Consider the following 20,073-nt stretch of genomic DNA (forward strand, 5'->3'; position numbering starts at 1 on the left):
CCTCAGGCCGCGCGCCGCGCGGCGAGAATGTAGTTGAGCGCCTCGTTATCCGAGAGGTGGAGGCCCTGCGCGGCGCTCCAGGCGATGCCGCGCCGCTCGGTGGCTTCCAGCCCGACCTCGCCCATCAGCTCGCCCAGTTCTTCGGGCGTCACGAAATCGCTCCAGCGATGGGTGCCCCGCGGGACGTATCCGACTGCCTCCGCCGCGCCGACCAGCAGGACCCGACTCGCTGCCGTGCGATTAGGGGTGGAAAGCACCAGCAAGCCTCCGGGGGCGAGGCTTTCGGTGACATCGAACAGGAAGGCGCGCTTGTCCGCGACATGCTCGATCACTTCCAGGCAGGTGACGAGATCGAAACTGCCGATGTCGAGCCTGGCGATCTCGCCCGTCATGTATCGGATGTCGAGCCCGGCTCCTTCGGCATGGGCCGAGGCCGCAGCGACATTCTCTGCCGCCGCATCAACCCCTGTGACATCCGCACCGAGCCGGGCGAGCGGTTCGCAGACCAGTCCCGCCCCGCAGCCGATATCGAGCGCCGCCTTGCCTGCCAGCGGCTTCGCGCTCCCTGTCGCGCCCGTCCAATGACAATCGATCGCCTGCCGGATAAAGCGCAGTCGAACCGGATTGACCTCGTGCAGGGAGGCCATCGGGCCTTTCGCATCCCACCAGTCGCGCGCCAGCCGCGCGAAATGTTCGGCTTCCTCGGGACGGATGGTGGTGGTTGCGCCGCTAGTCGCCATGTCGTTTGCCTTTCCTTGGGCCCTTGCTTAACAGCGCCCCGACGAACCTGCCAGCAGGAGCATGCATATCGTGGCTGATGCGCCCGAGACAACCAAGCGCCCGCGAGTGGTGATGAAATTCGGCGGCACGTCGATGGCCGGAACCGAACGTATCCGGCGTGTCGCTGGTATTGTGCGGGCGCAGGCGGCGGGTCATGGCGGCGAGCCGAACGCGGTGGCGGTGGTGGTGAGCGCGATGGCGGGCGAGACCGACCGGCTGGTCAATTTCTGCCGCGAGGCCAATTCGCTCTTCGACCCGGCCGAGTATGACGTTGTCGTGTCGAGCGGCGAGCAGGTAACGAGCGGCTTGCTTGCGCTCACCCTGCAATCGCTGGGCTGCAAGGCGCGAAGCTGGCTCGGCTGGCAGTTGCCCGTGAAGACCGTCGGCGCGCATGCCAAGGCGCGGGTCGAGACGATGGACGCCCCCGAAATGCTTGCGGCGCTTGAGAGCGGCGAGATCGCGGTCATCCCCGGCTTTCAGGGTGTCAGCGGGGAAGGGCGGATCACCACAATGGGCCGGGGCGGGTCGGACACCTCCGCGGTCGCGGTGGCAGCAGCGGTGGGCGCTGATCGCTGCGACATCTACACCGATGTCGACGGGGTCTACACGACTGATCCTCGCATCGTTGCCAAGGCGCGCAAACTCAAGGCAGTGACCTACGAAGAAATGCTCGAACTGGCGAGCGTCGGAGCCAAGGTGCTCCAGACCCGCTCCGTTGGACTTGCGATGAAGGAAGGCGTGCGCATCCAGGTGCTCTCCAGCTTCATCGGAGACGACGCGCCGCCCGCGGACGACCTGCCGGGCACGCTGATCGTCTCGGACGGGGAAATGGACGAATTGGTGGAGAAGGGCCTGATGGAACGCCAGCTTGTGACCGGCATCGCGCATGACAAGAACGAGGCCAAGATCATCCTTACCCGCGTGCCGGACGAGCCGGGAGCCGTCGCCAACATCTTCGAGCCGCTGGCCGAGGCGAGCATCAATGTCGACATGATCATCCAGAATGTCGGCCGAGACAAGGGCGAAACCGACGTGACCTTCACCGTGCCCCAGGCCGACCTCGCCCGGGCGCAGGCGCTGCTCGAGGATCGCCGGGGCGAGATCGGTTTCAACCGCATCATAACCGACAGCAAGATCGCCAAGATCAGCGTCGTCGGTGTCGGCATGAAGAGCCATGCCGGCGTCGCCAGCACGATGTTCCGCGCCCTGTCGGACCGGGGGATCAATATCCAGGCGATCTCGACCAGCGAAATCAAGGTGAGCGTCATGATCGACGAGGACGAGACAGAGCTCGCCGTGCGCGTTCTGCACACCGCCTATGGCCTCGATGCCGACTGACGGGCGGGCCCGGCCGCCTGCAGCCTGTCGGGCGAGCGACACCGCCGAACCGCGTTAGGAATTCGCGCTAACGCCTTCTTAACCCCGCGCGCCGGACTCCGGTGGCTCCATGCACAGGAGTCGCAACCCATGGCGCTGAAAGCCCATCTCGAAGAAGCCGCAAGGCCTTCCGATCCTTCCTCTTCCGGGGGACAGCGAAGCCAGCCGCGCAGGGCGCTGCATCTCGAAACGAGCGGTGTGCTGCCCGGCGGTCTCGAGGCCAACGTAACGATCCATAACCTGTCGGCGGCCGGACTGTTGCTGCAAACGGACCTCGATCTCGCGGAGGGCGATACACTTGCCATCGAATTGCCCGAGAGCGGAGCGGTCAATGCCGTGATCGTATGGCAGAGCGATCGCCTGTTCGGGTGCGCCTTCGAGGAGGCGCTGCCGCGAGCAGCCCTGGCCGCGGCGCAATTGCGTGGTGCGGATCCGGACGTAATGCGCAACCGGGAAAGGGGCATGCCTGGCTCTAATGTTTTCGCGCAGGGCGAGCCGTTCGGAATGCGTCTCAATCGCCTGCGCCGGGAACGCGGACTGACGCTCGCCGAGGTCGCAGCAGTGCTCGGCGTGAGCAAGCCGACCGTATGGGCATGGGAAAAGGGCAAGGCCAAACCGCTGCCCGAACGTCTCGACGCGATCGCGGCAGCGCTGGGGGTCGCCAGCGATGAGCTTGCCGATCACGGAACACGCGATGCGGGCGCCGCTGTGGTTCAGGAATGTCGCCTACGCATTGCTGCGGCATTCGGAACATTGCCGAGCAATATCCGCATCATGATCGAGCTCGACGGCGCTGACTAGCGTTTCCTACTTATTGGATTTCTATGCCCTCCGGGAAATTATGGTAAACGAAATCACTTGCTGATTCGTTTTTTAGTTCAGTTAGTTAACTCCTGTCACCCATGCGGGTGACTGGCAATAAGATAATGCGGGATTAGTGGGATGAACCCGCTTGAAAACGTTAGTCATTCATTGCGCAACCTGACGGTTGCGGGTCGCAACAAGCCGGGGGCAATCGGCATGATAGAAAAGTGGACCGACGCGGAAGGTCGGAGTCTGCATGGCCTGCTCGAAGAAGCAGCAGGCGATATCGTTCTCAAGCTCGACTCCAAGGGTTTCATCGTTCTGGCTTCGGCCAATGCGGCCGATCTCGGATTCGATCCGTCCGAGCTTTTGTTGATGCCCCATATCTGTGAACTCGCAGGGCCGGAGCATGTCCAGTCGCTCGACGAATTCTCGGCCCGCATTCTCGGCGGGCAGGCGGGCGGCAGTTCGCTCGAATTTCCCGTCGGCCTCTGCCGGGAAACGGACGATTGCCCCTCCGCCGACCGACGGGCCTTTGGTGGCCAACTGCGCTGGTATCGGCTGACGCTGCGCCCGCTCCATGATGAGAGCGGCGCGATTCGGGGGGCAATCGGGCTCATGCGCTCGGTCCAGCACCTGCGCGCTCTGGAGAGCGAACTGCATACGCGCGCGACGACCGATCCCCTGACCGGTCTCGCCAATCGCCATGCGTTTGCCTCAACTCTCGCCCGTTCCATCGACTGTCCAGGGCACGCGCGCGACGGCAAGCCTGCAATGCTGGCCGTTTTCGCGATCGACCGGATGCGGGCGATCTTCATGCAATACGGGCAAGACACTCTGGACGAATTCCTCTGGGGATTCGCCCGCTTCCTCGAGACGATGGTGCGGCCCGGCGATTCCCTAGGACAGCTCGATGCGGAACGCTTCGGCGTGATTCTGCCCGAGACCTCGCTACGCGAGGCGCAGGAATGGGCAGAGGATCTTCTCCGGACCTTCGGTGCGCTCGCCCTGCCGTCGTCGGCCCGCATGCCGCATGTCGCGGCGAGCGCGGGGCTGGCGAGGGTCGAGCATTCGGTTGACCGGACCCTGCGCCAGGCCGAGCTGGGTCTCGTCATCGCGCGGGCTGCGGGCGGAATGCAGGTCGGTCGCGCGCTCGATCATCGCCATTCGCCGATGCGCTCGAGCGAACCGGTAACGATGATCGCGGACCATACGTTTGGAGTTGCCGCGAGCGGGCGCTAAGCGTCTTCTTCATGGCACATATTGCGACGATTCTGCTGCTCGGCTCGGGCGAACTGGGCCGCGAATTCACCATCTCCGCCAAGCGTCTCGGGGCAAGGGTGATTGCCTGCGATGCCTATGGTGGCGCACCCGCGATGCAATTGGCGGACTCGTGCGAGTTTTTCCCGATGCTCGATGGGGCAAGGCTGCGCGCTGCGGTGGAGAAGCACCGGCCCGATTACATCGTCCCCGAAATCGAGGCGATCCGCACCGAGATGCTGGCCGCGCTCGAAGGTGAGGGCTTCAACGTCGTCCCCTCCGCCCGCGCGGCCCAGCTGACCATGAACCGGGATGCGATCCGCGACCTCGCCGCGGGCGAGCTCGGCCTTGCCACCTCGCGCTATCGCTATGCGACCACGCTGGAGGAAGTCGAGGCGGCGGCCGCGCATACCGGCTTTCCCTGCGTCATGAAGCCGGTCATGTCCTCTTCCGGCAAGGGACAGACCAGGATCGAGAGCAAGGCGGGTCTTCAGGATGCATGGGATTATGCCTGTGCCAATATGCGCGGCGATCGGGCCCGGGCGATCATCGAGGAATTCATCGCTTTCGACTACGAAATCACCCTTCTGACGGTGCGGCACAGGAACGGGATCAGTTTCTGCCCGCCCGTTGGCCACCGCCAGGAGCGCGGCGACTACCGCGAAAGCTGGCAGCCAGCTGCGATGAGCAAAAAGGCGCTCGCCGATGCCCAGGCGATGGCGAAGAAGGTCGTGCTGGCGCTCGAGGGCGAAGGGCGCGGCTGGGGGCTCTACGGGGTCGAGTTCTTCGTCAGGGGAGAAGAGGTGATCTTCTCCGAATTGTCGCCGCGTCCGCATGATACCGGCATGGTCACGCTGGTTTCGCAGGACCTGACCGAATTCGATCTTCACGCCCGCGCCATTCTTGGACTGCCCGTGCCCGACAGCATCCCGGCCCGGCCTGCCGCCTCTGCGGTTATCCTCGCAGATAGGGACAGCACGGATTTCGCCTTCGAGGGGTTGGAGGACGCGCTGGCGGTGGACGACGGTGTCGATGTGCGGATCTTCGGCAAGCCGGCGACGCGGCCCTTTCGCAGGATGGGAGTCGCGCTCGCCCGTGGCGAGAATACCGATATGGCTCGCTCGCTGGCGGGCAAAGCGGCGGCCCGCGTGCGGATTGCTTATCGCGGCGGACCTGCCTAAGCGCGCTTTGCTGAAGGATACATCATGACAACCTTTCCCAAGACCAACGCGCTCATGCGGCGCGGAACCGAATTCCTCGGTTGCGAGACCGCGATCCTGTGCGGTGCGATGAGCTGGGTGTCCGAGCGTAATCTCGTCTCGGCTATCTCCAATGCAGGAGGTTTTGGCGTGATCGCCTGCGGGGCGATGACACCCGACCTGCTCGATGCCGAGATTGCCGCCACGAAGGCAAAGACGGACAGGCCCTTCGGTGTGAACCTCATCACCATGCATCCCGACCTCTTCGACCTGATCGCGGTATGCGAGAAGCATGCTGTCACTCATGTGGTGCTGGCAGGCGGCATTCCGCCCAAGGGCAGCGTCGAGGCGATCAAGGGCGGCGCGAACCCCGCCAAGGTCATCTGTTTCGCCCCGACGCTCGCTTTGGCGAAGAAGCTGCTGCGCTCGGGCGCCGATGCGCTTGTGATCGAGGGTATGGAAGCGGGCGGTCATATCGGCCCTGTATCGACCGGCGTGCTGGCCCAGGAAATCCTGCCCGAACTCGGCGAGGAACATGTCGTCTTCGTCGCCGGCGGTATCGGGCGCGGGCAGGCGATCGCGGGCTATCTCGAAATGGGGGCGGCGGGGGTCCAGCTCGGCACGCGCTTCGCCTGCGCTGCAGAGAGTATCGCGCACCCGGATTTCAAGAAGGCCTTTTTCCGCGCATCGGCGCGCGACGCAGTGGCGAGCGTGCAGGTCGATCCGCGGCTGCCGGTTATCCCGGTGCGGGCGCTCAAGAACAAGGGGACCGAGGAATTCACCGTCAAGCAGCGAGAGATCGCGGCAACGCTCGACCGGGAGGAAATCGCCATGGCCGAAGCGCAATTGGAGGTCGAACATTACTGGGCGGGCGCCCTGCGCCGCGCGGTGATTGACGGCGATGTCGAGAATGGCTCGCTGATGGCGGGTCAATCTGTGGGCATGGTGAAGAGCGAGGAGCCCGTCGCCGAGATTATCGCGCAGCTTATGGACGAATGCGAGGCCGCGCTCGGCGGCCGTTGACCTGCCGGGCAGGGCAGTTTCCGCTGCCTGCACCCTCGCCGTTGCGCGCTAGAGCCAGCCAGCATTACGCAGCGGTTTGACCATGGCGCGGCTGACGGGGACCACGAGGCCGCCTTCGAGCTCGAGCCGAATGTCCCGACCTTCGCGCCGATGCCCGGTGACTGCGCTGCGTGCCACCCACCAACTGCGATGGACCTGTTGGCCCGCCCCCGGTGGCATCAGCTCGGCTGCTTGCGCCAGCGGCATCAGCAGCATCTCACTGCGATCCGCAGCCAGCACGCGCACGTAGTGATCCTCTACCGACAGCGCGAGAATGGCTGGAAAGTGAGCGGGCAGGCGCTCATGCAAGGCGCTCTTCCCGACGCCGACCTCGCGTGCGCCGTCAGTGGAAGGTTCGGCAGTCTTGCTTCTATCCTCGCAGTCCTGCCCTTGTTCGCCCCTCGCAGAAGCATGCGCTCGCCAGTAGATCACGAAAAATAGCGCGAAGAACCCGGCTGCGATCAGGATCGTCTGCGGCCAGACGCTCGCGAACTGCGCCCCGAGAGCAGCATCCCTTCCGCCGCTTGACCATAGAAACGCCCACGCGATCAGGGCGGAGGCGATCGGGACTGCGAAGGCATAGCCCCAGACCGGGCCAAGCCCCAATAAGCGGGCAGTCGATGCACCCACAATCGCAACCAGGCGAACTAGGACCCAGCTTCCCACGAAACCAGCCAGCGCGAAAGCGAGCCTGGTGCCAAGCGGAGTGCCGGGGGGATCGAATGGCCCAATCAGCGCGACGAGGCACGCGATCGCCAGCACGATGCCCAGCTCAGCGAGCAGGCGCTGCGTCCTTCCCAGCGTCATCCGGACCATCCGCGCAGCCGCAGGACGTTCCGCGAATTGCCACGACTTACCGCGCATCGTCGCTTTTTTGCCTCCGGGAGACGGTCCAGATCACACATCGACCCTCCAATACTAGCCCAGCAATCGAGGAGACAAGCATGACCTCGTCGACTAAAACGGACGCGACCGGGCCCAACGCCGCCAAGCTCGATACGGAACGCCGCAGCTTCATGTCCTCGCTCGCCAACACTGCGGTGATCACGATTGCGATTACCGTTGGGATGACAGTGCTCTCATCGCTTTCTGGCGGGTTCGGATCACGCGATGCCATGGCGAGCGAGGCGCACGGCTTGAGCTTGCCGATCATCGTTCACCTGGCGACCGTGCTTCCGGCACTGGTGCTCGGGCCCGTTGTCCTGCTGCGTCGCAAGGGCGATCGCATTCATAAGCTGCTGGGCCGCATCTGGGTGGTGCTAATGCTTGCAACAGCGATCGCATCGGCCTTCATCCGTTCGCCCGGAGCCGGGATCGCGGGCACAGGGTTCAGCTTCATCCACATTTTTACCGTGTGGACTCTAGTCAATGTGCCCATCGGAGTATGGCTTGCGCGCAAGGGACAGGTTGCCAGACACCGCGGCGTCATGACCGGTCTCTATATCGGCCTTTGTGTCGCGGGGTCTTTCACGCTCATCCCCGGACGCCTGCTGGGAAACCTGATGTTCGGTTAACGCCGGGCAACCTGCTTGCCGCGAGCGCGCTCCATGTCCCGGTCCTCGTTCGCCCGATGGATGACATAGGCCCGGATCGCCTCGATCTCCTCCTCGCTCATCGAAGCCGCGAAGCCGACCATGCCATTGTCCTTGAGCAGGCCGTCATGCACCACGGCCTTCCACGCACGACGGTCGCCGAGCGAGCCTGAGCGGCGCAAGTCCGGGAGGACGGTCGATCCGACCGCCGCGGGTGCATGGCAGACCGCGCAGTAGCGGCCGTATTTTGCTTCGCCCAGCGCGATGGTCTCGGCCGAAGCGCGGCTGGGCGGTGGGTCCAGTGGAAGTTCGGCGAGTTCGGGTTCGGGCGGCAGTTCGCCGTCCGCGCCGAGCTTGAACACGAGCAGGCGCGATATGTTGCGTACCGGTGCCTTTTGCTCGATCAGCGCGCCGTCGACCGAGAGGGCATAGGCGCCGCCCCAGCCGGCGAGCACGGCGACGTATTGCTCGCCGTCGAGGCTATAGGTGATGGGAGGCGCGACAACGCCTGTCTGGGCAGCGAAGCTCCACAGCTTCTCGCCGTTGGATGCGTCATAGGCGTTGAATTCGCTGCCCGCCGTCCCCTGGAAAACGAGGCCACCGGCAGTCGCGAGCAGGCCGCCGTTCCAGGGCCCCGGATGTTCGACTGTCCAGCGCGGCTCCTGTTTTACGGGGTCCCATGCGACGAGCATGCCTTTGAGGGTCCCCGCGACCTGTCGGCGGATTCCCATGTCCGGAGGCAGGTCGCCCGCGCCGAGATCGAAGCCGACATTGAAACCGCGCGCCCGGTCCGGCTTCCAGTCGGCTTCGGGTGCATACATCATCCCCGCCTCGAACGCCGGGATATAGACGAGATTTTCGGTCGGGTGATAGGCCATCGGGTGCCAGTTATGACCGCCCAGCGCGCCCGGCAGGACGAGCGCGGGCTCGCCGGTCTTGTCGATCCGCGTTTCCGGGTTTTCGATGGGGCGGCCGGTTTCAGGATCGATTCCCTCGGCCCAGTTGAGAGAGACATAGGGCTCGGCGCTGATGAATTCGCCGGTCTTACGGTCGATCACGTAGAAGAAACCGTTCTTGGGCGCCTGCATCAGCACCTGCCGCATCTCGCCGTCGATCTCCATGTCGGCGAGGATAATGTGCTGAGTCGCGGTGAAGTCCCATGTCTCTCCGGGCGTTGTCTGGTAGTGCCAGACATATTCGCCGGTGTCGGGTCGGATCGCGACGATGCTGGAGAGGTAGAGGTTGTCGCCCTCTCCGGTCCCGTCCTCGCCGGGCGAGCGATAGGCGCGGTTCCAGGGCGAGCCATTGCCGACGCCGATGTAAAGTAGGTCGAGCTCGGGATCATAAGCCATGGAATCCCACACCGTGCCCCCGCCGCCGATCGCATCGGACGAGCCGAGCACGTCCATGTTCCAAGTTTCGGCTGCCTTTTGCAGGTACGCGGGGACATCCTCGCCATCCTCGCCATCCTCGCGGCCCGGCACGGTGTAGAAGCGCCACAGCTCCTCGCCGTCACGCGCATCATAGGCCGCGACATAGCCGCGCACGCCGAATTCCGCACCGCCATTGCCGATGATGACCTTGCCGTCGATCACGCGCGGCGCGCCGGTGACGGTGTAGCTTTTCGACTGGTCGACCGTGACTTTTTCCCATTCGACCTCGCCGGTCTCGCGGTCGAGCGCGACCAGGCGTCCGTCGAGCGTGCCGAGGTAGAGCGTGTCTCCCCACGCCGCGAGGCCCCGGTTGACGACGTCGCAGCAGGCCTTGACCGCCGTTTCGCCCGGGACTTGCGGGTCATATTGCCACAGCGGCTCTCCGCTCGCCGCGTCGAAGGCGAAGACCTTGCTCCAGGCGCTCGTGACATAAAGCTTGCCGTCGATCACCAGCGGAGTCGCTTCCTGTCCGCGCGCCGTGTCCATGTCGGCGAACCAGGCGAGACCGAGATCGCCCACATTGTTTGCATTGACCATGTCGAGGGTCGAGAATCGCTGTTCCGAATAGGTCCGGCCATGGGTGATCCAATTCGCTGCATCATCCTTTGCGCCGACAAGCATGGCAGAGGTTATCCCGCTTTCTACCGCGCTCGCCTCGGTGAAAAGCCCGTCGCACCCGCCGAGCGTCAACGCGCCGAGCAGCGCCGCCGGCGCTGCGACCCATCGCATCATCGTCATTGAAATCACTCTCCCATTTCAGGTCCATCTTGCCGCGCGAACGGACGGTTGTCCATTGTCCGTATGCGTGCCACTGGTTGCCGTGGTGGGAGCAAGGAGAAGCCAGCGTGTGCGACGAAGCGAAACTGGGCGAATGGGCGAAACAGGCGATCAGCCGGCGGCGTTTCGGTGCTCTCGCCGGAGCTGCCGCAGTGGCGGCCTGTGCGCCTGGCGAGGCGAATGAAGACGGCGGAGACGGGCCGGGCCTGATGGAAACCGGCGTCACTTTCGAAACCGAAGACGGCACGATGGATGCGTTCTTCGTGCACCCCGACGGCGGCAAGCATCCCGGCGTTATTTTCTGGCCCGATATTGCCGGCCTGCGCGAAGCGAAACGGACCATGGCCCGCCGCCTCGCAGGCGAAGGCTATTCTGTGCTTGTCCTCAATCCCTATTACCGCGACGTGGCGGGTGAGCAGTTCGCCGATTTCGCCGAATTCATCGACGAAAGCGGCTTCGGGAAAGTCGGCCCCTGGCGCGAAAAGCTTACCGCAGAGGCGATCGGGCGCGATGCACTTGCTGCCGCCGGATGGCTCGACAGGCAGACGATGGTCGATACCGCCAAGGGTATCGGCACACAGGGCTATTGCATGGGTGGCCCCTTTACGATCTGGAGCGCGGCGGCAGTGCCGGACCGGATCAAGGCGGCGGCAAGCTTCCATGGTGGCGGGCTGGTGCGCGGTGACGATCCGATGAGCCCGCACAATATGCTGGACGACGTCGAGGCGCGCCTGCTGATCGCGATTGCCGAGGACGATCACGAGAAGGACCCCAGCGCGAAACTGCTCTTCGCCAAGGCCGCCGGCCTCGCTGCGGTCCCGGCCAAGATCGAAGTCTACGAAGGCGACCACGGCTGGACCGTGCCCGACAGCCCGGCCTATGCCGAGCCCGCAGCGGAAAAGGCCTATGCCGACTTGCTGAAGCTTTACCAGGCGACGCTCTGACCCGATCTGACCGCGCCGCTGTCGTGTCCTTACAAGGATTTGCGGCCCGGGGGCGTTTAGTCTGCCTTCCGATGCCATGCAGATTGGAAGGGACTTTCACATGGGCAGGATCGCCCGCGCATTCTTACACCTCGCGCTCGCCCTTGCATTGACGGGCCCCGGGAGCGCGGCGATGGCGGCCGGCGAAGGCGAACCCGATGCGCGCGGCAAGGCGATCATCGCCGATTACAAAGCGCTGAGCGCCGCACGAGCGATCGATGATCGCTGCATGGCGCTCGACTTCGCCAATCGCCGCCTGCTCGACAACGCGATGATCGGGCACATGATGGACCTGCCCGGCATTGCCGGGACTTCCTCGGCCGACATGGGAACCGAGGCCTATTATGCGAACATGTCCGCCATCATCGAGAAGCACGCGGGGCCGATGCGCGAAATGGCCGCGGGCATTCCCTGCGCCAAGGCGGACCAGGCGCTTGCCGAAACCAAGCTGTTTCTCGCCGCCGATCTGATCGCCCATCAGCAGATATCAAAGGACGCCTTCGCCGAGATGGCGAACGAGCAGGAAAAGCGCCTTTTCGCTCAGCTCGTCCGGGCCGTGCAGGGCTCGCTCGCCCAGGCGCCCGAGGGCACGCTCGAACGCTATGTCGGCGGGCGGATGCGAACTATCGATATTTACGGCAAGGATGCGGCGGGCCACGCGCTCTGGTCGCTGCGCCAGTTCGAGACGGCGCGCTTTTTCGGCATCAAGGGCCATGACCTGCGCTGGGACGGGGCGCAGGACGGCTGGGTGCTATGGGACAAGCAGACGCGCGCCAAGGTGCCGGACTACGTCTTTGACGCTCCCGTGCGCGTGCCCCTGTACGAAAGCGAGGGCGAGGGCTGGGAGCGCAAGACCTTCGCCACGCGCGAGGCGCTGCTCCTCCCGCGCAATGGCGGGCCTTTCATGGAATTCGTCGCCTTCCCGACCGAGGCTCGCATGGACCTCTCCCGGGCCGAAGCGCTGGTCGGGGCGGGTTCGGGACAGATGAACATGGCTTTGTTCCTGCCCGTCATCGACTGGACCGAGGGCAGGGCCAAGGCTTCGGCGCGCGAGTGCCCTGCCTCGGCGCACTGCTTCCGCTTCGATTTCAAGGTGACGAATGCGATGGAAAGGCGGGTGCGCGAGAACCGGGATGTATACAGCGCCCAATTCGCGCTGCTCGCTCCCTCGGCCCGCTCGATCGAGAGCATCAACAAGCTCAAGAGTGCCGCAAGACTAGGAAACAAGCGGCTTTACAGCCCGCCGCTGCGCGACATGTTCCCGCAGGCGGAAGAATGAATCAGGTCGCCTGCTGGTCGCTGCGCACGTTGTCTAGCCCGAAGCGGCCCTGCTTGCGATAGCGCACCATCCACTTGTCGAGGAACAGGCCCAGCGGCTTGGGCTCGATCCCGAGATCGGCGAAGGTCCGGTGCTCGCCGCTGACCGTGCTGCCGGGCTGGAGCAGGGTCCACTGATCCTTGCTCATCGGCGTGCCCGGAAGGCTTGCGAACAGGCTCGAAAGGCTGTCGGACATCGCAATGAAGCGCCGCTTGCGCCCCTGCGCGGCGGCGATGCGCTGGTTTATTTCCATCATGGAGAGCTGTTCGGGGCCGCCCAACTCATAGATGTGTCCGCCATGGGTTTCGGGGTGTTCGAGCGCGACGGCGATGGCCTCGGCGACATCGTCGACATGGACAAGCTGCAGCTTCGCTTTGGGAGCGAACACCGGCAGGATCGGCATCAGCTGGATGAGCTGGCCGAACATGTTGAGAAAATTGTCGTCCTTACCGAACACGATCGACGGGCGCAGGATCGTCGCCTCGGGAAAGGCTTCGCCCACACGCTGTTCGCCCAGCGCCTTGGCCCTCGCATAGGTGGCGGTGGAATTGGCATCCGGACCGATCGCGCTCATGTGGACGAAAGCGCGCGCCCCGCGCTCCTTGGCGATCCGGGCCATGATGCCTGGCGCTTCGCCCATCAGCTTTTCGAGATCGCCTTCGAACGCCCCGACGAGGTTGACTACGTGGCTCGCCCCCTCGAGCGCGGCCGCGAGTGATTCCTCGTTCGTGATGTCGCAACGCGCGAATTGCAGCTGGCCGAGATTGGCCAGCGGTTTCAGCGAATGGCTGTGTTCGGGATGACGGCTCGCGATGCGCAGCCGCGCGCCGCGCTCGAGCAGGCTCTGGGCGACGTAATTGCCGATGAAGCCGCTCCCGCCGAAGACGGTCACGAGCGAATCTGATAGGGCGGAGGTGATGGTCATGATCGCGTTGATGCCTAAGCTTTTAGGGGGGATGATCTGGCAACGCGCCATGCGTCAATCCGGTCCCGGGAGCAAGGCTCGACAGGCACGCGCGTCGGGGCACAAGCTCGGCGTTGACAGAAGGGGTGCGCGCTCGCTATCTGCGCGCTCCTACCGACGGCGGAAGCAACCACGCGCTGCCGGAAATGGGTGCCCAGATGGCGGAATTGGTAGACGCACCGTCTTCAGGTGGCGGCGGGGGCAACCCCGTGGAGGTTCGAGTCCTCTTCTGGGCACCATTCATTCTTTCACCGATGGTTGCTGTGTTCTAAAAAAACAGTAGCTAAACCTGTATTCCTGTTCGTGCGTGTTCGCGAGTGATAGCGAAAAGTCCCCTCCCTTGGGGGAATTTTGGGAGGCGCGTTGGTTATACGTCCGTAAGGTTTCGCCGCTTCAGCATGTTCGGTTTGTCGAACTATCACTTTATCATCCAAACTCGCTCCTCCCAATACTGGTTGCGGTTGTATGCCGCCCTCATCGAATTGCTGTTTTGGTGTGCGAGCGCTCGCTCGATTGCGTCTGAGTGAAATTCTCCGCTCTTATTGAGAAGAGATCTGTACGCTCGCAACGACCTTGATGTTTCCGGCGCAGGTTGTCTCGTTGCTGCCCGACACGCGCGCAATGACGCTTTGGCCGACCTGGCTGGTGCTCTTCGGACCTTATCCTCGGCTTTTGGGTGCTTTCCGTGGATTTCGCGCAGACCGATCCCGTAACTGCGGACCGCTGGTGGAAGATCAGACGGTCGAAGTCGTAGGCGAGGTTGGCCAGCGTGAGTTTGGCCTGCGCGCGGGCACTACCGATGGGCCGGATGAAGAGGCCATAGCGGTTCTTCTGGTGGGCAAAGACATGCTCGAGGCGGGCTCGGATCACGGACTTTGCAGCGTTGGCGCGCGCCATGTTCTCGGGCATTGGCCTGCCCTTGGTCTTGCGGCCATGGATGCGGCTTTTGAGCATGTTGCTCTTCAGCCATGCTTCGTTCTTGCTGCTGCGATAGGCGCTGTCCGTCCAGACATCGTCGGCGGTGTTGGTGGTATCCACCACCCGGCGCAACTGGCGGCTGTCACTATCCGCTGCCGATGTCACCGCTGCCTTGCGGATTGGCCCCATAGCGCTGACCGATACTGATATGGCTTTCATAGCCGAACACGGGTGTTGCGATCTGCGACTGCGGCATCCCGTCTGGACGGTAGTGGACCTTGCCGCCGATCTTCAGTGTCCAGCGCACGTCGACATCTTTCTCGTGCGCGCTGTTCGGCTTGTCCCGCCAGATTTGCCTGACCGACTTGCCCGCCTTGATCGCGGCCTTCTCGTCCTCGGTATTGCACTGCTTGGGCGCGGGAACCAGCGTGGCATCGACGATGTGGCTCCCCATAGCCAGGTATCCCGCCTCGCGCAGTTGCTGCTCGAACGCTTGCATCAATGTTTCGAGCGTGCCGCTCTCTGTGAGCCGGTTGCGATAGTGGCGGATGGTATTCTCGCCCGGCATCGCAGCGCCAAGGTCGAAGCCGAAGAAGCGCATCCAGCTCAGGCTATCTCTGATCATGACATCCATGCGCGCATCCGAAAGGTTAAGCTGCGCCTGAACCACCAGCACCTTGAACATCGCGACCGCATAAAACGGCGGCCGGCCACCCCTTCGCGCCGTCGCTGTAGCCAAGGCCCCGGATCAGGAGGGGGCGGAAACGTTCAAACTCGACGGTTTCAGCGAAAGCCTCCAGCGGGTCACCGTCCTTGCTCAACCGCTCCAGTACCTCCGCCAGCGAAAACAGACTGCGTGGGTGCATCACCAATCTCCTCTCGTATACCGCTGAGTCATAATCAGCGCCTCAACGCGAGGGGTTTTTGCGGGCGTCCAACGCGCAGATGTCCGAACGCCATGTGCCGTCATCACTCCCTCGTATCCGAGCCGTTTGAGCGCACCGTTGATAGCGTTTTCTCACAGAGGCTTCTTCGTGTTGAAACTCGGAAACACGTAGTCGCTTTATTCGGCAACGTACTCCATCGTGCGGATGATCGCTAACGCTCGCGTCGAAAGAGGGACGCGGCGTTCCCGTTGGTTTGACGACGATCAGTCAGTACAGAGCAGACCACGCTGCGAAATTACGGGCACTGCCTGTCGAGCACCCTTCTAATCCTCTCGGCGGCGGCAGGGTCTTCGCGCGCAACTCTTTGCGTTACGTTCATGAGCGCCGCGCACTCATGGCGTGCCCCCAGACTCGCCGATTCTTCGATCAGGGCTGCGAACCTGCGAGCCGACATGACCTGCAAGCCTCTGCGTAGAAAGGATACATTCCAGCGCTCACTGTCCGCGATGATCGCGGCAAGGGCATCCTGCGCCTCTTCTCCGGGCAGTGCGAACAGGGCCTCAGACAATTGGCGCATTGTTTCGTCGTTCGATTCCGGACGCACGAACAGGGCCATGTATCGGCGGGCCGCCTCCGGTCCGTCGCCTGCCGAAAGGGCCAGCCGCGCCATCGCCTCTTGTGCCGCTACGTCGCGCCAGCCCCGCCTGGCTGCGAGCTGGATCGATATCAGGCCTTCGCCGGGCGCACCGGCCTTGTTCTGGGCCAGCGCGAGCAATCTGATGCTTTGCGCCGGCATGGGGCGACGCACAATGAGCCGCTGGGCCTCCTCGAGCGCCTGCTCGGGGCTTGCACCCTGGATGCTCGCCGCCGCGATCCTCGCCTGCGCGGTATGGCGAAACGGTTGAGGCACCAGTGCCGCGAGTTGAGCAGTGGATGCAGACTGGCGGTCCATTTGCAGGCCGACCGTCACGAGTGCGAATACCGCAAGCATCGTGAACCATGCTAATCGCCCGATCATTGTCGACGCTCGTCCGGTTCGCTTGCCCCGAGCCGGACAAGCACCAGAAGCGCGAAGCCGGCGAAAGCAAGAATGGCCTGGTTGCGAAGCGGGTAATCGGTGATCGACTGGAGCGCTATGGCGAACAGGAAGCATGACCCGGCCCATGCGCCCCATCGCAATTTCGATGTGCGTGCGCGCCAGCTCAGCCATGCGAGCAATCCAATCCAGGCGGCGACCAATATGAGGCCGGGCAAGCCGAACTCGACCGCGATCTCCAAATAATCATTATGTGCGCGACCGGCCCGCCGCTGGGTCATGTTCTCGAGTGATTCGTCGATCTGGAATACTTCATCGAACGTGCCGGTACCGGCACCGATAGGCCAGTAACGCCACGCGGCGTATACGCTGTCTTCCCAGATGTAGTAGCGAGGATTGTTTTCGATTTCGTCGAACCGCGAAAGCGTGTCCCCGATTCTTCCCGGAGCATAGACGATCAGCCCGCCCAGCAGAGTGGCAGCGAGACCAAGGCCCGCGGCTCCCAGAAGAAGCGGATTGGTCCGGCGGGGAGCCTTGCTGGCGGACCGTCGGGCGAAGAGCAATCGGAGGGTGCGCAAAGAAGCGAGACCGAGTGGCAACGCGGTGAGGAGGAGGGAACTGCGTGAGCGCGTCAGGATTATCGCTAGAACGATTAAGATGCAAAGCGCCAAACGCCACGCGAGCAATCCGGGGATTGGGCGCGGGGGTGGAAGAACGGTTGCGAAACCGAGCGCACCGACAAGCAGGATTCCAGTGGTGTTCCTGTTGGCGAAGGTGCCGAGCAAAATATCCTGGCTAAAGCGATCACCGTAGAAGCCCCCGACATTGCCCTGCGGAGAAACCTGGAAAGCGCCAACTGCAAAAGTCACGAGCCCGGCAGACGCAAACAGCCATCCCAGCGAGAGGAGCCATTGACGCGGCAGGCGCCAGCCTACGGTGATGACCGCAAGCGGTGTGACGAGCGCCGTCGCTGCAAGCAGAGTGCGTCGGGGCTCCAGGCTCATCGGCATCCATCCGCTATACCCTGCCGCCTGCAAGGATTGTGCGGCGAGATCGCGGCCCGGCAGCCCCCCCCAAAGGAGAGGGGGAAGCGGTATGAGCTGCAGCAGAGGAGCAAGCAGCGATAAGCCGACTAGAAGCCGGACCGCGAGCGGAGCGGACTGCCAGAAAGAAAGGAACGACGTCCGGTTCAATGCGAGGGCAGCAAACGCCGCCAATTGCACCACAAGGTTTGCGAGCCCGTAGCGCAGGCCCCCGCCGCCGAAAAGGAAGGCGAACACCAGGATAGCGGCGATTGCGCCCATAGCGAGAGGATCATAGCGCGGCGATACCGGCAAGGATGATTTCGACACCGGCGAGAGGGTCTCCGATCGATCAGCCATGCGGGACCCACAGAAAAACGCGCGGCACTCGTGCCGCGCGTTTGATGTTACCACCTCGGGCCGGAACGCCCAAGGACTTCGATCAGGTGCCGGGCGACTGGTCGTCGTCGTCGTCGATGATGATGATGACGCCCGCAGCCGCGATCGCAGCGAGGATAGCTGCGATGAAGCCAGCCCCAAGACCGACGTTTTCGCCTTCAGCAGCGCGACCTTCGCCTGGCTGCGAAACCGGGGCGCTGTAAACGACACCGCTGTCGCTAGCGCGTGTGTTGGCATGCGCCGAGATCGGGGCAAGAGCCATACCGGCGGCAGCGCCGACAAGCAGAATGCGGGAAGTCGTTTTCATGCTGAAAGCCCTCGTGTTATTCCATCAACCTACCCTCCCACTAGTGCAATGCAGCAAGCTTGACAACCCAAAGGTGTGCTCAGGCCGCGTTAAACTTTCGCGCGAACTCTTCGGCGCGGCGTCTCGAGCATTCCCTTGAGGCTGCGCGAATTATGCAAGTTCAACTAATCAAACGAATTCCACCTTCATCGACTGGCCGCACTATCGGGGTATGGGTCGCGTCCTCCGGCGGAAATTCATGCCTGCGCAACTCGTGATTGCATTCGCCCCGGGCCGAGTTTCGATCCATCCCGGTCTTGGCACAGAGCAATTTTGCGTCTTGTGCCCACTCGTTGTCGAATCGCGGGTGATGGGGCGTGCGCGACGATGGCGGCGCGCTCGTGGTCGTGTTCTTGCTGTTTGCGATTGACCCCAACCGTCCTTGCTGCAATGCGGTATGCGACATAAAGGCATGATATGGGGGCTGCTTGAGTGAGCGCTGCGCGCAACAGCAAGACAAGGCGTGGAATCATCCTCGCGGGAGGCTCAGGGACGCGCCTCTATCCGCTCACGCGCGGCGTTTCGAAGCAGCTTATGCCCGTATTCGACAAGCCCATGATCTACTATCCGCTAAGCACCCTTATGCTTGCGGGCATCCGTGACATCTTGATCATCACGACGCCGGAAGATGCCGAACAGTTCCAGCGTGTCCTTGGGGATGGATCTGATTTCGGCGTTTCGCTTAGCTATGCGGTACAGCCACGCCCCGAAGGCCTGGCGCAGGCTTTTCAGATCGGCGCGGATTTCGTTGCTGGCGGCCCGAGCGCGCTGATCCTGGGCGACAACATCTTCTACGGACACGGTCTTCCCGAACTTCTGGGCAGCGCCAACAGCCGCAATCACGGAGCCACTGTGTTCGCTTACCACGTCACCAATCCGCAAGCCTTCGGAGTGGTCGAATTCGATCGGGCCGGCAAGGCGATCTCAATTGAGGAAAAGCCCGAGCAGCCCAAGTCTAACTACGCTGTCACAGGGCTCTATTTTTACGACGAGACTGTCGTCGATCGTGCGCGCGATCTTGAGCCGTCAGCGCGCGGCGAGCTTGAGATTACCGACCTAAACCGCCTCTATTTGGACGAAGGAGCGATGTCGGTCGAGCTGATGGGCCGCGGTTTCGCTTGGCTTGATACCGGTACGCATGCTTCCCTGCTCGATGCAGCGACCTACGTCCGCATCACCGAGGAGCGGCAGGGGTTCAAGATCTCTTGCCCCGAGGAGATCGCTTGGCGACGCGGGTTCATCGACGATGCCCGGCTGGAGGAGCTGGCACAGCCGCTGCGCAAGTCGGGATATGGTGAATATCTGATGCAGTTGCTGAACGAGCCGCGGCTTGCATGAAGTTCGTCCCGACCCCAATCCCCGGACCGCTTGTCGTCGAGCCGCGAGTCTTCGGCGACGCTCGCGGCTTCTTCATGGAAACGTGGAACGAGGCCGTTTGTCGCGAAGCGGGCCTTAATCTGGATTTCGTGCAAGACAACCACAGCCATTCACAAAAAGGTGTCCTACGCGGGCTGCACTTCCAGAATCCGGGGGCGCAGGGCAAGCTCGTGCGGGTCTCGCGCGGCGCGGTGTTCGATGTGGCGGTCGACCTGCGCCGATCTTCGAAGCATTTCGGGCAATGGGTCGGCGTTGAACTGTCGGGCGTGAACAAAAGAATGTTCTGGGTGCCGGAAGGCTTCGCCCACGGCTTCCTCACGCTCGAGGACGAAACCGACTTTCTCTATAAATGCACCGCGCCTTACGCGCCCGAAAGCGAGCATACATTGGCATGGGACGACCCCGAGGTCGCGGTCGAATGGCCATTGGGCGACATCGAACCCGTCCTTTCGCGCAAGGATCGACAGGGTGTTTGCCTCGCGGACGTAAAGGCCTTCGCGTGAGAGGCCCATCGCTCGGCGTGGACGGATCGCGCGCAGCCTCTCCCTCTTTCGTTCGTCTCGGCGCGCAATCGTCGTCAGAACGCACTGATTGATCGA

At 63.3% G+C, this 20,073-nt stretch carries 19 protein-coding genes and 1 tRNA gene; 11 read left to right on the forward strand and 9 right to left on the reverse strand.

Going from position 1 to position 20,073, the window contains the following annotated elements; all coding sequences use genetic code 11:
- Positions 1-2: 2 nt before the first annotated feature.
- Entirely contained in the window at positions 3-740 is a 738-nt protein-coding gene (gene ubiG / locus RIB52_RS00080) for a bifunctional 2-polyprenyl-6-hydroxyphenol methylase/3-demethylubiquinol 3-O-methyltransferase UbiG (RefSeq protein ID WP_350171651.1), read from the reverse strand.
- 112 nt (positions 741-852) lie between these two features.
- Between ubiG and RIB52_RS00085 the strand changes: the two genes are divergently transcribed.
- The 5 genes from RIB52_RS00085 to RIB52_RS00105 all read left to right on the forward strand — a co-directional run bounded on the left by RIB52_RS00085 (position 853) and on the right by RIB52_RS00105 (position 6,443).
- Positions 853-2,118 carry an aspartate kinase gene (locus tag RIB52_RS00085; protein ID WP_350172004.1) on the forward strand — a complete coding sequence of 422 codons (1,266 nt, stop codon included), beginning with the start codon at positions 853-855 and terminating at the stop codon, positions 2,116-2,118.
- Positions 2,119-2,247: 129 nt separating this feature from the next.
- Complete coding sequence (locus tag RIB52_RS00090) at positions 2,248-2,958, forward strand: helix-turn-helix domain-containing protein (RefSeq protein ID WP_350171653.1); 711 nt, start codon at positions 2,248-2,250, stop codon at positions 2,956-2,958.
- A 141-nt stretch (positions 2,959-3,099) separates the two neighbouring features.
- On the forward strand, positions 3,100-4,203 hold the full coding sequence (locus RIB52_RS00095; protein ID WP_350171655.1) for a sensor domain-containing diguanylate cyclase: 1,104 nt from the start codon (positions 3,100-3,102) through the stop codon (positions 4,201-4,203).
- Positions 4,204-4,214: 11 nt separating this feature from the next.
- A complete protein-coding gene (gene purT, locus RIB52_RS00100) occupies positions 4,215-5,402 on the forward strand; it encodes a formate-dependent phosphoribosylglycinamide formyltransferase (protein ID WP_350171657.1) in 1,188 nt (395 codons plus the stop codon).
- 24 nt (positions 5,403-5,426) lie between these two features.
- Positions 5,427-6,443, forward strand: a complete 1,017-nt coding sequence (locus tag RIB52_RS00105) for an NAD(P)H-dependent flavin oxidoreductase (protein ID WP_350171659.1) — start codon at positions 5,427-5,429, stop codon at positions 6,441-6,443.
- Positions 6,444-6,491: 48 nt separating this feature from the next.
- Here RIB52_RS00105 and RIB52_RS00110 read toward each other — a convergent pair whose 3' ends face one another.
- Positions 6,492-7,289 (reverse strand): LytTR family DNA-binding domain-containing protein, encoded by a 798-nt coding sequence (locus RIB52_RS00110; protein WP_350171661.1) that lies wholly within the window; start codon positions 7,287-7,289, stop codon positions 6,492-6,494.
- Between the two features lie 137 nt (positions 7,290-7,426).
- On the opposite strand from RIB52_RS00110, the gene RIB52_RS00115 reads away from it, so the two are divergent.
- Complete coding sequence (locus tag RIB52_RS00115; protein ID WP_350171663.1) at positions 7,427-7,996, forward strand: DUF2306 domain-containing protein; 570 nt, start codon at positions 7,427-7,429, stop codon at positions 7,994-7,996.
- Here RIB52_RS00115 and RIB52_RS00120 read toward each other — a convergent pair.
- Entirely contained in the window at positions 7,993-10,179 is a 2,187-nt protein-coding gene (locus RIB52_RS00120) for a PQQ-dependent dehydrogenase, methanol/ethanol family (protein ID WP_350171665.1), read from the reverse strand. The two genes, RIB52_RS00115 and RIB52_RS00120, sit on opposite strands and share 4 nt — an antisense overlap.
- 113 nt (positions 10,180-10,292) lie before the next feature.
- Here RIB52_RS00120 and RIB52_RS00125 point away from each other — a divergent pair, with 113 nt between their 5' ends.
- On the forward strand, positions 10,293-11,168 hold the full coding sequence (locus RIB52_RS00125; protein WP_350171667.1) for a dienelactone hydrolase family protein: 876 nt from the start codon (positions 10,293-10,295) through the stop codon (positions 11,166-11,168).
- A gap of 172 nt (positions 11,169-11,340) precedes the next feature.
- Positions 11,341-12,486, forward strand: a complete 1,146-nt coding sequence (locus RIB52_RS00130; protein ID WP_350171669.1) for a hypothetical protein — start codon at positions 11,341-11,343, stop codon at positions 12,484-12,486.
- Position 12,487: 1 nt separating this feature from the next.
- Here RIB52_RS00130 and RIB52_RS00135 read toward each other — a convergent pair whose 3' ends face one another.
- The gene (locus RIB52_RS00135; protein ID WP_350171671.1) at positions 12,488-13,450 is read right to left on the reverse strand and encodes a complex I NDUFA9 subunit family protein; all 963 of its coding nucleotides are present in this window, start codon (positions 13,448-13,450) and stop codon (positions 12,488-12,490) included.
- Between the two features lie 191 nt (positions 13,451-13,641).
- On the opposite strand from RIB52_RS00135, the gene RIB52_RS00140 reads away from it, so the two are divergent.
- Positions 13,642-13,728: transfer RNA gene (locus RIB52_RS00140), tRNA-Leu, on the forward strand.
- Between the two features lie 235 nt (positions 13,729-13,963).
- Here RIB52_RS00140 and RIB52_RS00145 read toward each other — a convergent pair.
- The 5 genes from RIB52_RS00145 to RIB52_RS00165 form a co-directional block, all read right to left on the reverse strand.
- Positions 13,964-14,626, reverse strand: a complete 663-nt coding sequence (locus RIB52_RS00145) for a transposase (protein WP_350171673.1) — start codon at positions 14,624-14,626, stop codon at positions 13,964-13,966.
- Positions 14,553-15,092, reverse strand: a complete 540-nt coding sequence (locus RIB52_RS00150; protein WP_350171675.1) for a transposase — start codon at positions 15,090-15,092, stop codon at positions 14,553-14,555. The genes RIB52_RS00145 and RIB52_RS00150 overlap by 74 nt, the downstream gene beginning before the upstream one ends.
- A gap of 497 nt (positions 15,093-15,589) precedes the next feature.
- Positions 15,590-16,285, reverse strand: coding sequence for a hypothetical protein (locus RIB52_RS00155; RefSeq protein WP_350171677.1), 696 nt, complete (start codon positions 16,283-16,285; stop codon positions 15,590-15,592).
- Between the two features lie 23 nt (positions 16,286-16,308).
- Positions 16,309-17,712 (reverse strand): O-antigen ligase family protein, encoded by a 1,404-nt coding sequence (locus RIB52_RS00160; protein ID WP_350171679.1) that lies wholly within the window; start codon positions 17,710-17,712, stop codon positions 16,309-16,311.
- A gap of 82 nt (positions 17,713-17,794) precedes the next feature.
- Complete coding sequence (locus RIB52_RS00165) at positions 17,795-18,058, reverse strand: hypothetical protein (RefSeq protein WP_350171681.1); 264 nt, start codon at positions 18,056-18,058, stop codon at positions 17,795-17,797.
- Positions 18,059-18,529: 471 nt separating this feature from the next.
- On the opposite strand from RIB52_RS00165, the gene rfbA reads away from it, so the two are divergent.
- Positions 18,530-19,435, forward strand: coding sequence for a glucose-1-phosphate thymidylyltransferase RfbA (gene rfbA, locus RIB52_RS00170; protein WP_350171683.1), 906 nt, complete (start codon positions 18,530-18,532; stop codon positions 19,433-19,435).
- Positions 19,432-19,977: a dTDP-4-dehydrorhamnose 3,5-epimerase gene (rfbC, locus tag RIB52_RS00175; protein ID WP_350171685.1), complete on the forward strand. Its 546-nt coding sequence runs from the start codon at positions 19,432-19,434 to the stop codon at positions 19,975-19,977. Before rfbA ends, rfbC begins: the two co-directional genes overlap by 4 nt.
- Positions 19,978-20,073 lie beyond the last annotated feature (96 nt).

The organism is Erythrobacter sp. (assembly GCF_040217515.1).
In the GTDB taxonomy this organism is placed as follows: domain Bacteria; phylum Pseudomonadota; class Alphaproteobacteria; order Sphingomonadales; family Sphingomonadaceae; genus Erythrobacter.

Coding starts and splice junctions, on each gene's coding strand:
- ubiG (WP_350171651.1), bottom strand. CDS start 740: ATGGCGACTAGCGGCGCAACCACCACCATCCGTCCCGAGGAAGCCGAA.
- RIB52_RS00085 (WP_350172004.1), top strand. CDS start 853: ATGAAATTCGGCGGCACGTCGATGGCCGGAACCGAACGTATCCGGCGT.
- RIB52_RS00090 (WP_350171653.1), top strand. CDS start 2,248: ATGGCGCTGAAAGCCCATCTCGAAGAAGCCGCAAGGCCTTCCGATCCT.
- RIB52_RS00095 (WP_350171655.1), top strand. CDS start 3,100: ATGAACCCGCTTGAAAACGTTAGTCATTCATTGCGCAACCTGACGGTT.
- purT (WP_350171657.1), top strand. CDS start 4,215: ATGGCACATATTGCGACGATTCTGCTGCTCGGCTCGGGCGAACTGGGC.
- RIB52_RS00105 (WP_350171659.1), top strand. CDS start 5,427: ATGACAACCTTTCCCAAGACCAACGCGCTCATGCGGCGCGGAACCGAA.
- RIB52_RS00110 (WP_350171661.1), bottom strand. CDS start 7,289: ATGACGCTGGGAAGGACGCAGCGCCTGCTCGCTGAGCTGGGCATCGTG.
- RIB52_RS00115 (WP_350171663.1), top strand. CDS start 7,427: ATGACCTCGTCGACTAAAACGGACGCGACCGGGCCCAACGCCGCCAAG.
- RIB52_RS00120 (WP_350171665.1), bottom strand. CDS start 10,179: ATGATGCGATGGGTCGCAGCGCCGGCGGCGCTGCTCGGCGCGTTGACG.
- RIB52_RS00130 (WP_350171669.1), top strand. CDS start 11,341: ATGGCGGCCGGCGAAGGCGAACCCGATGCGCGCGGCAAGGCGATCATC.
- RIB52_RS00135 (WP_350171671.1), bottom strand. CDS start 13,450: ATGACCATCACCTCCGCCCTATCAGATTCGCTCGTGACCGTCTTCGGC.
- RIB52_RS00145 (WP_350171673.1), bottom strand. CDS start 14,626: ATGAAAGCCATATCAGTATCGGTCAGCGCTATGGGGCCAATCCGCAAG.
- RIB52_RS00150 (WP_350171675.1), bottom strand. CDS start 15,092: ATGTTCAAGGTGCTGGTGGTTCAGGCGCAGCTTAACCTTTCGGATGCG.
- RIB52_RS00155 (WP_350171677.1), bottom strand. CDS start 16,285: ATGCTTGCGGTATTCGCACTCGTGACGGTCGGCCTGCAAATGGACCGC.
- RIB52_RS00160 (WP_350171679.1), bottom strand. CDS start 17,712: ATGGCTGATCGATCGGAGACCCTCTCGCCGGTGTCGAAATCATCCTTG.
- RIB52_RS00165 (WP_350171681.1), bottom strand. CDS start 18,058: ATGAAAACGACTTCCCGCATTCTGCTTGTCGGCGCTGCCGCCGGTATG.
- rfbC (WP_350171685.1), top strand. CDS start 19,432: ATGAAGTTCGTCCCGACCCCAATCCCCGGACCGCTTGTCGTCGAGCCG.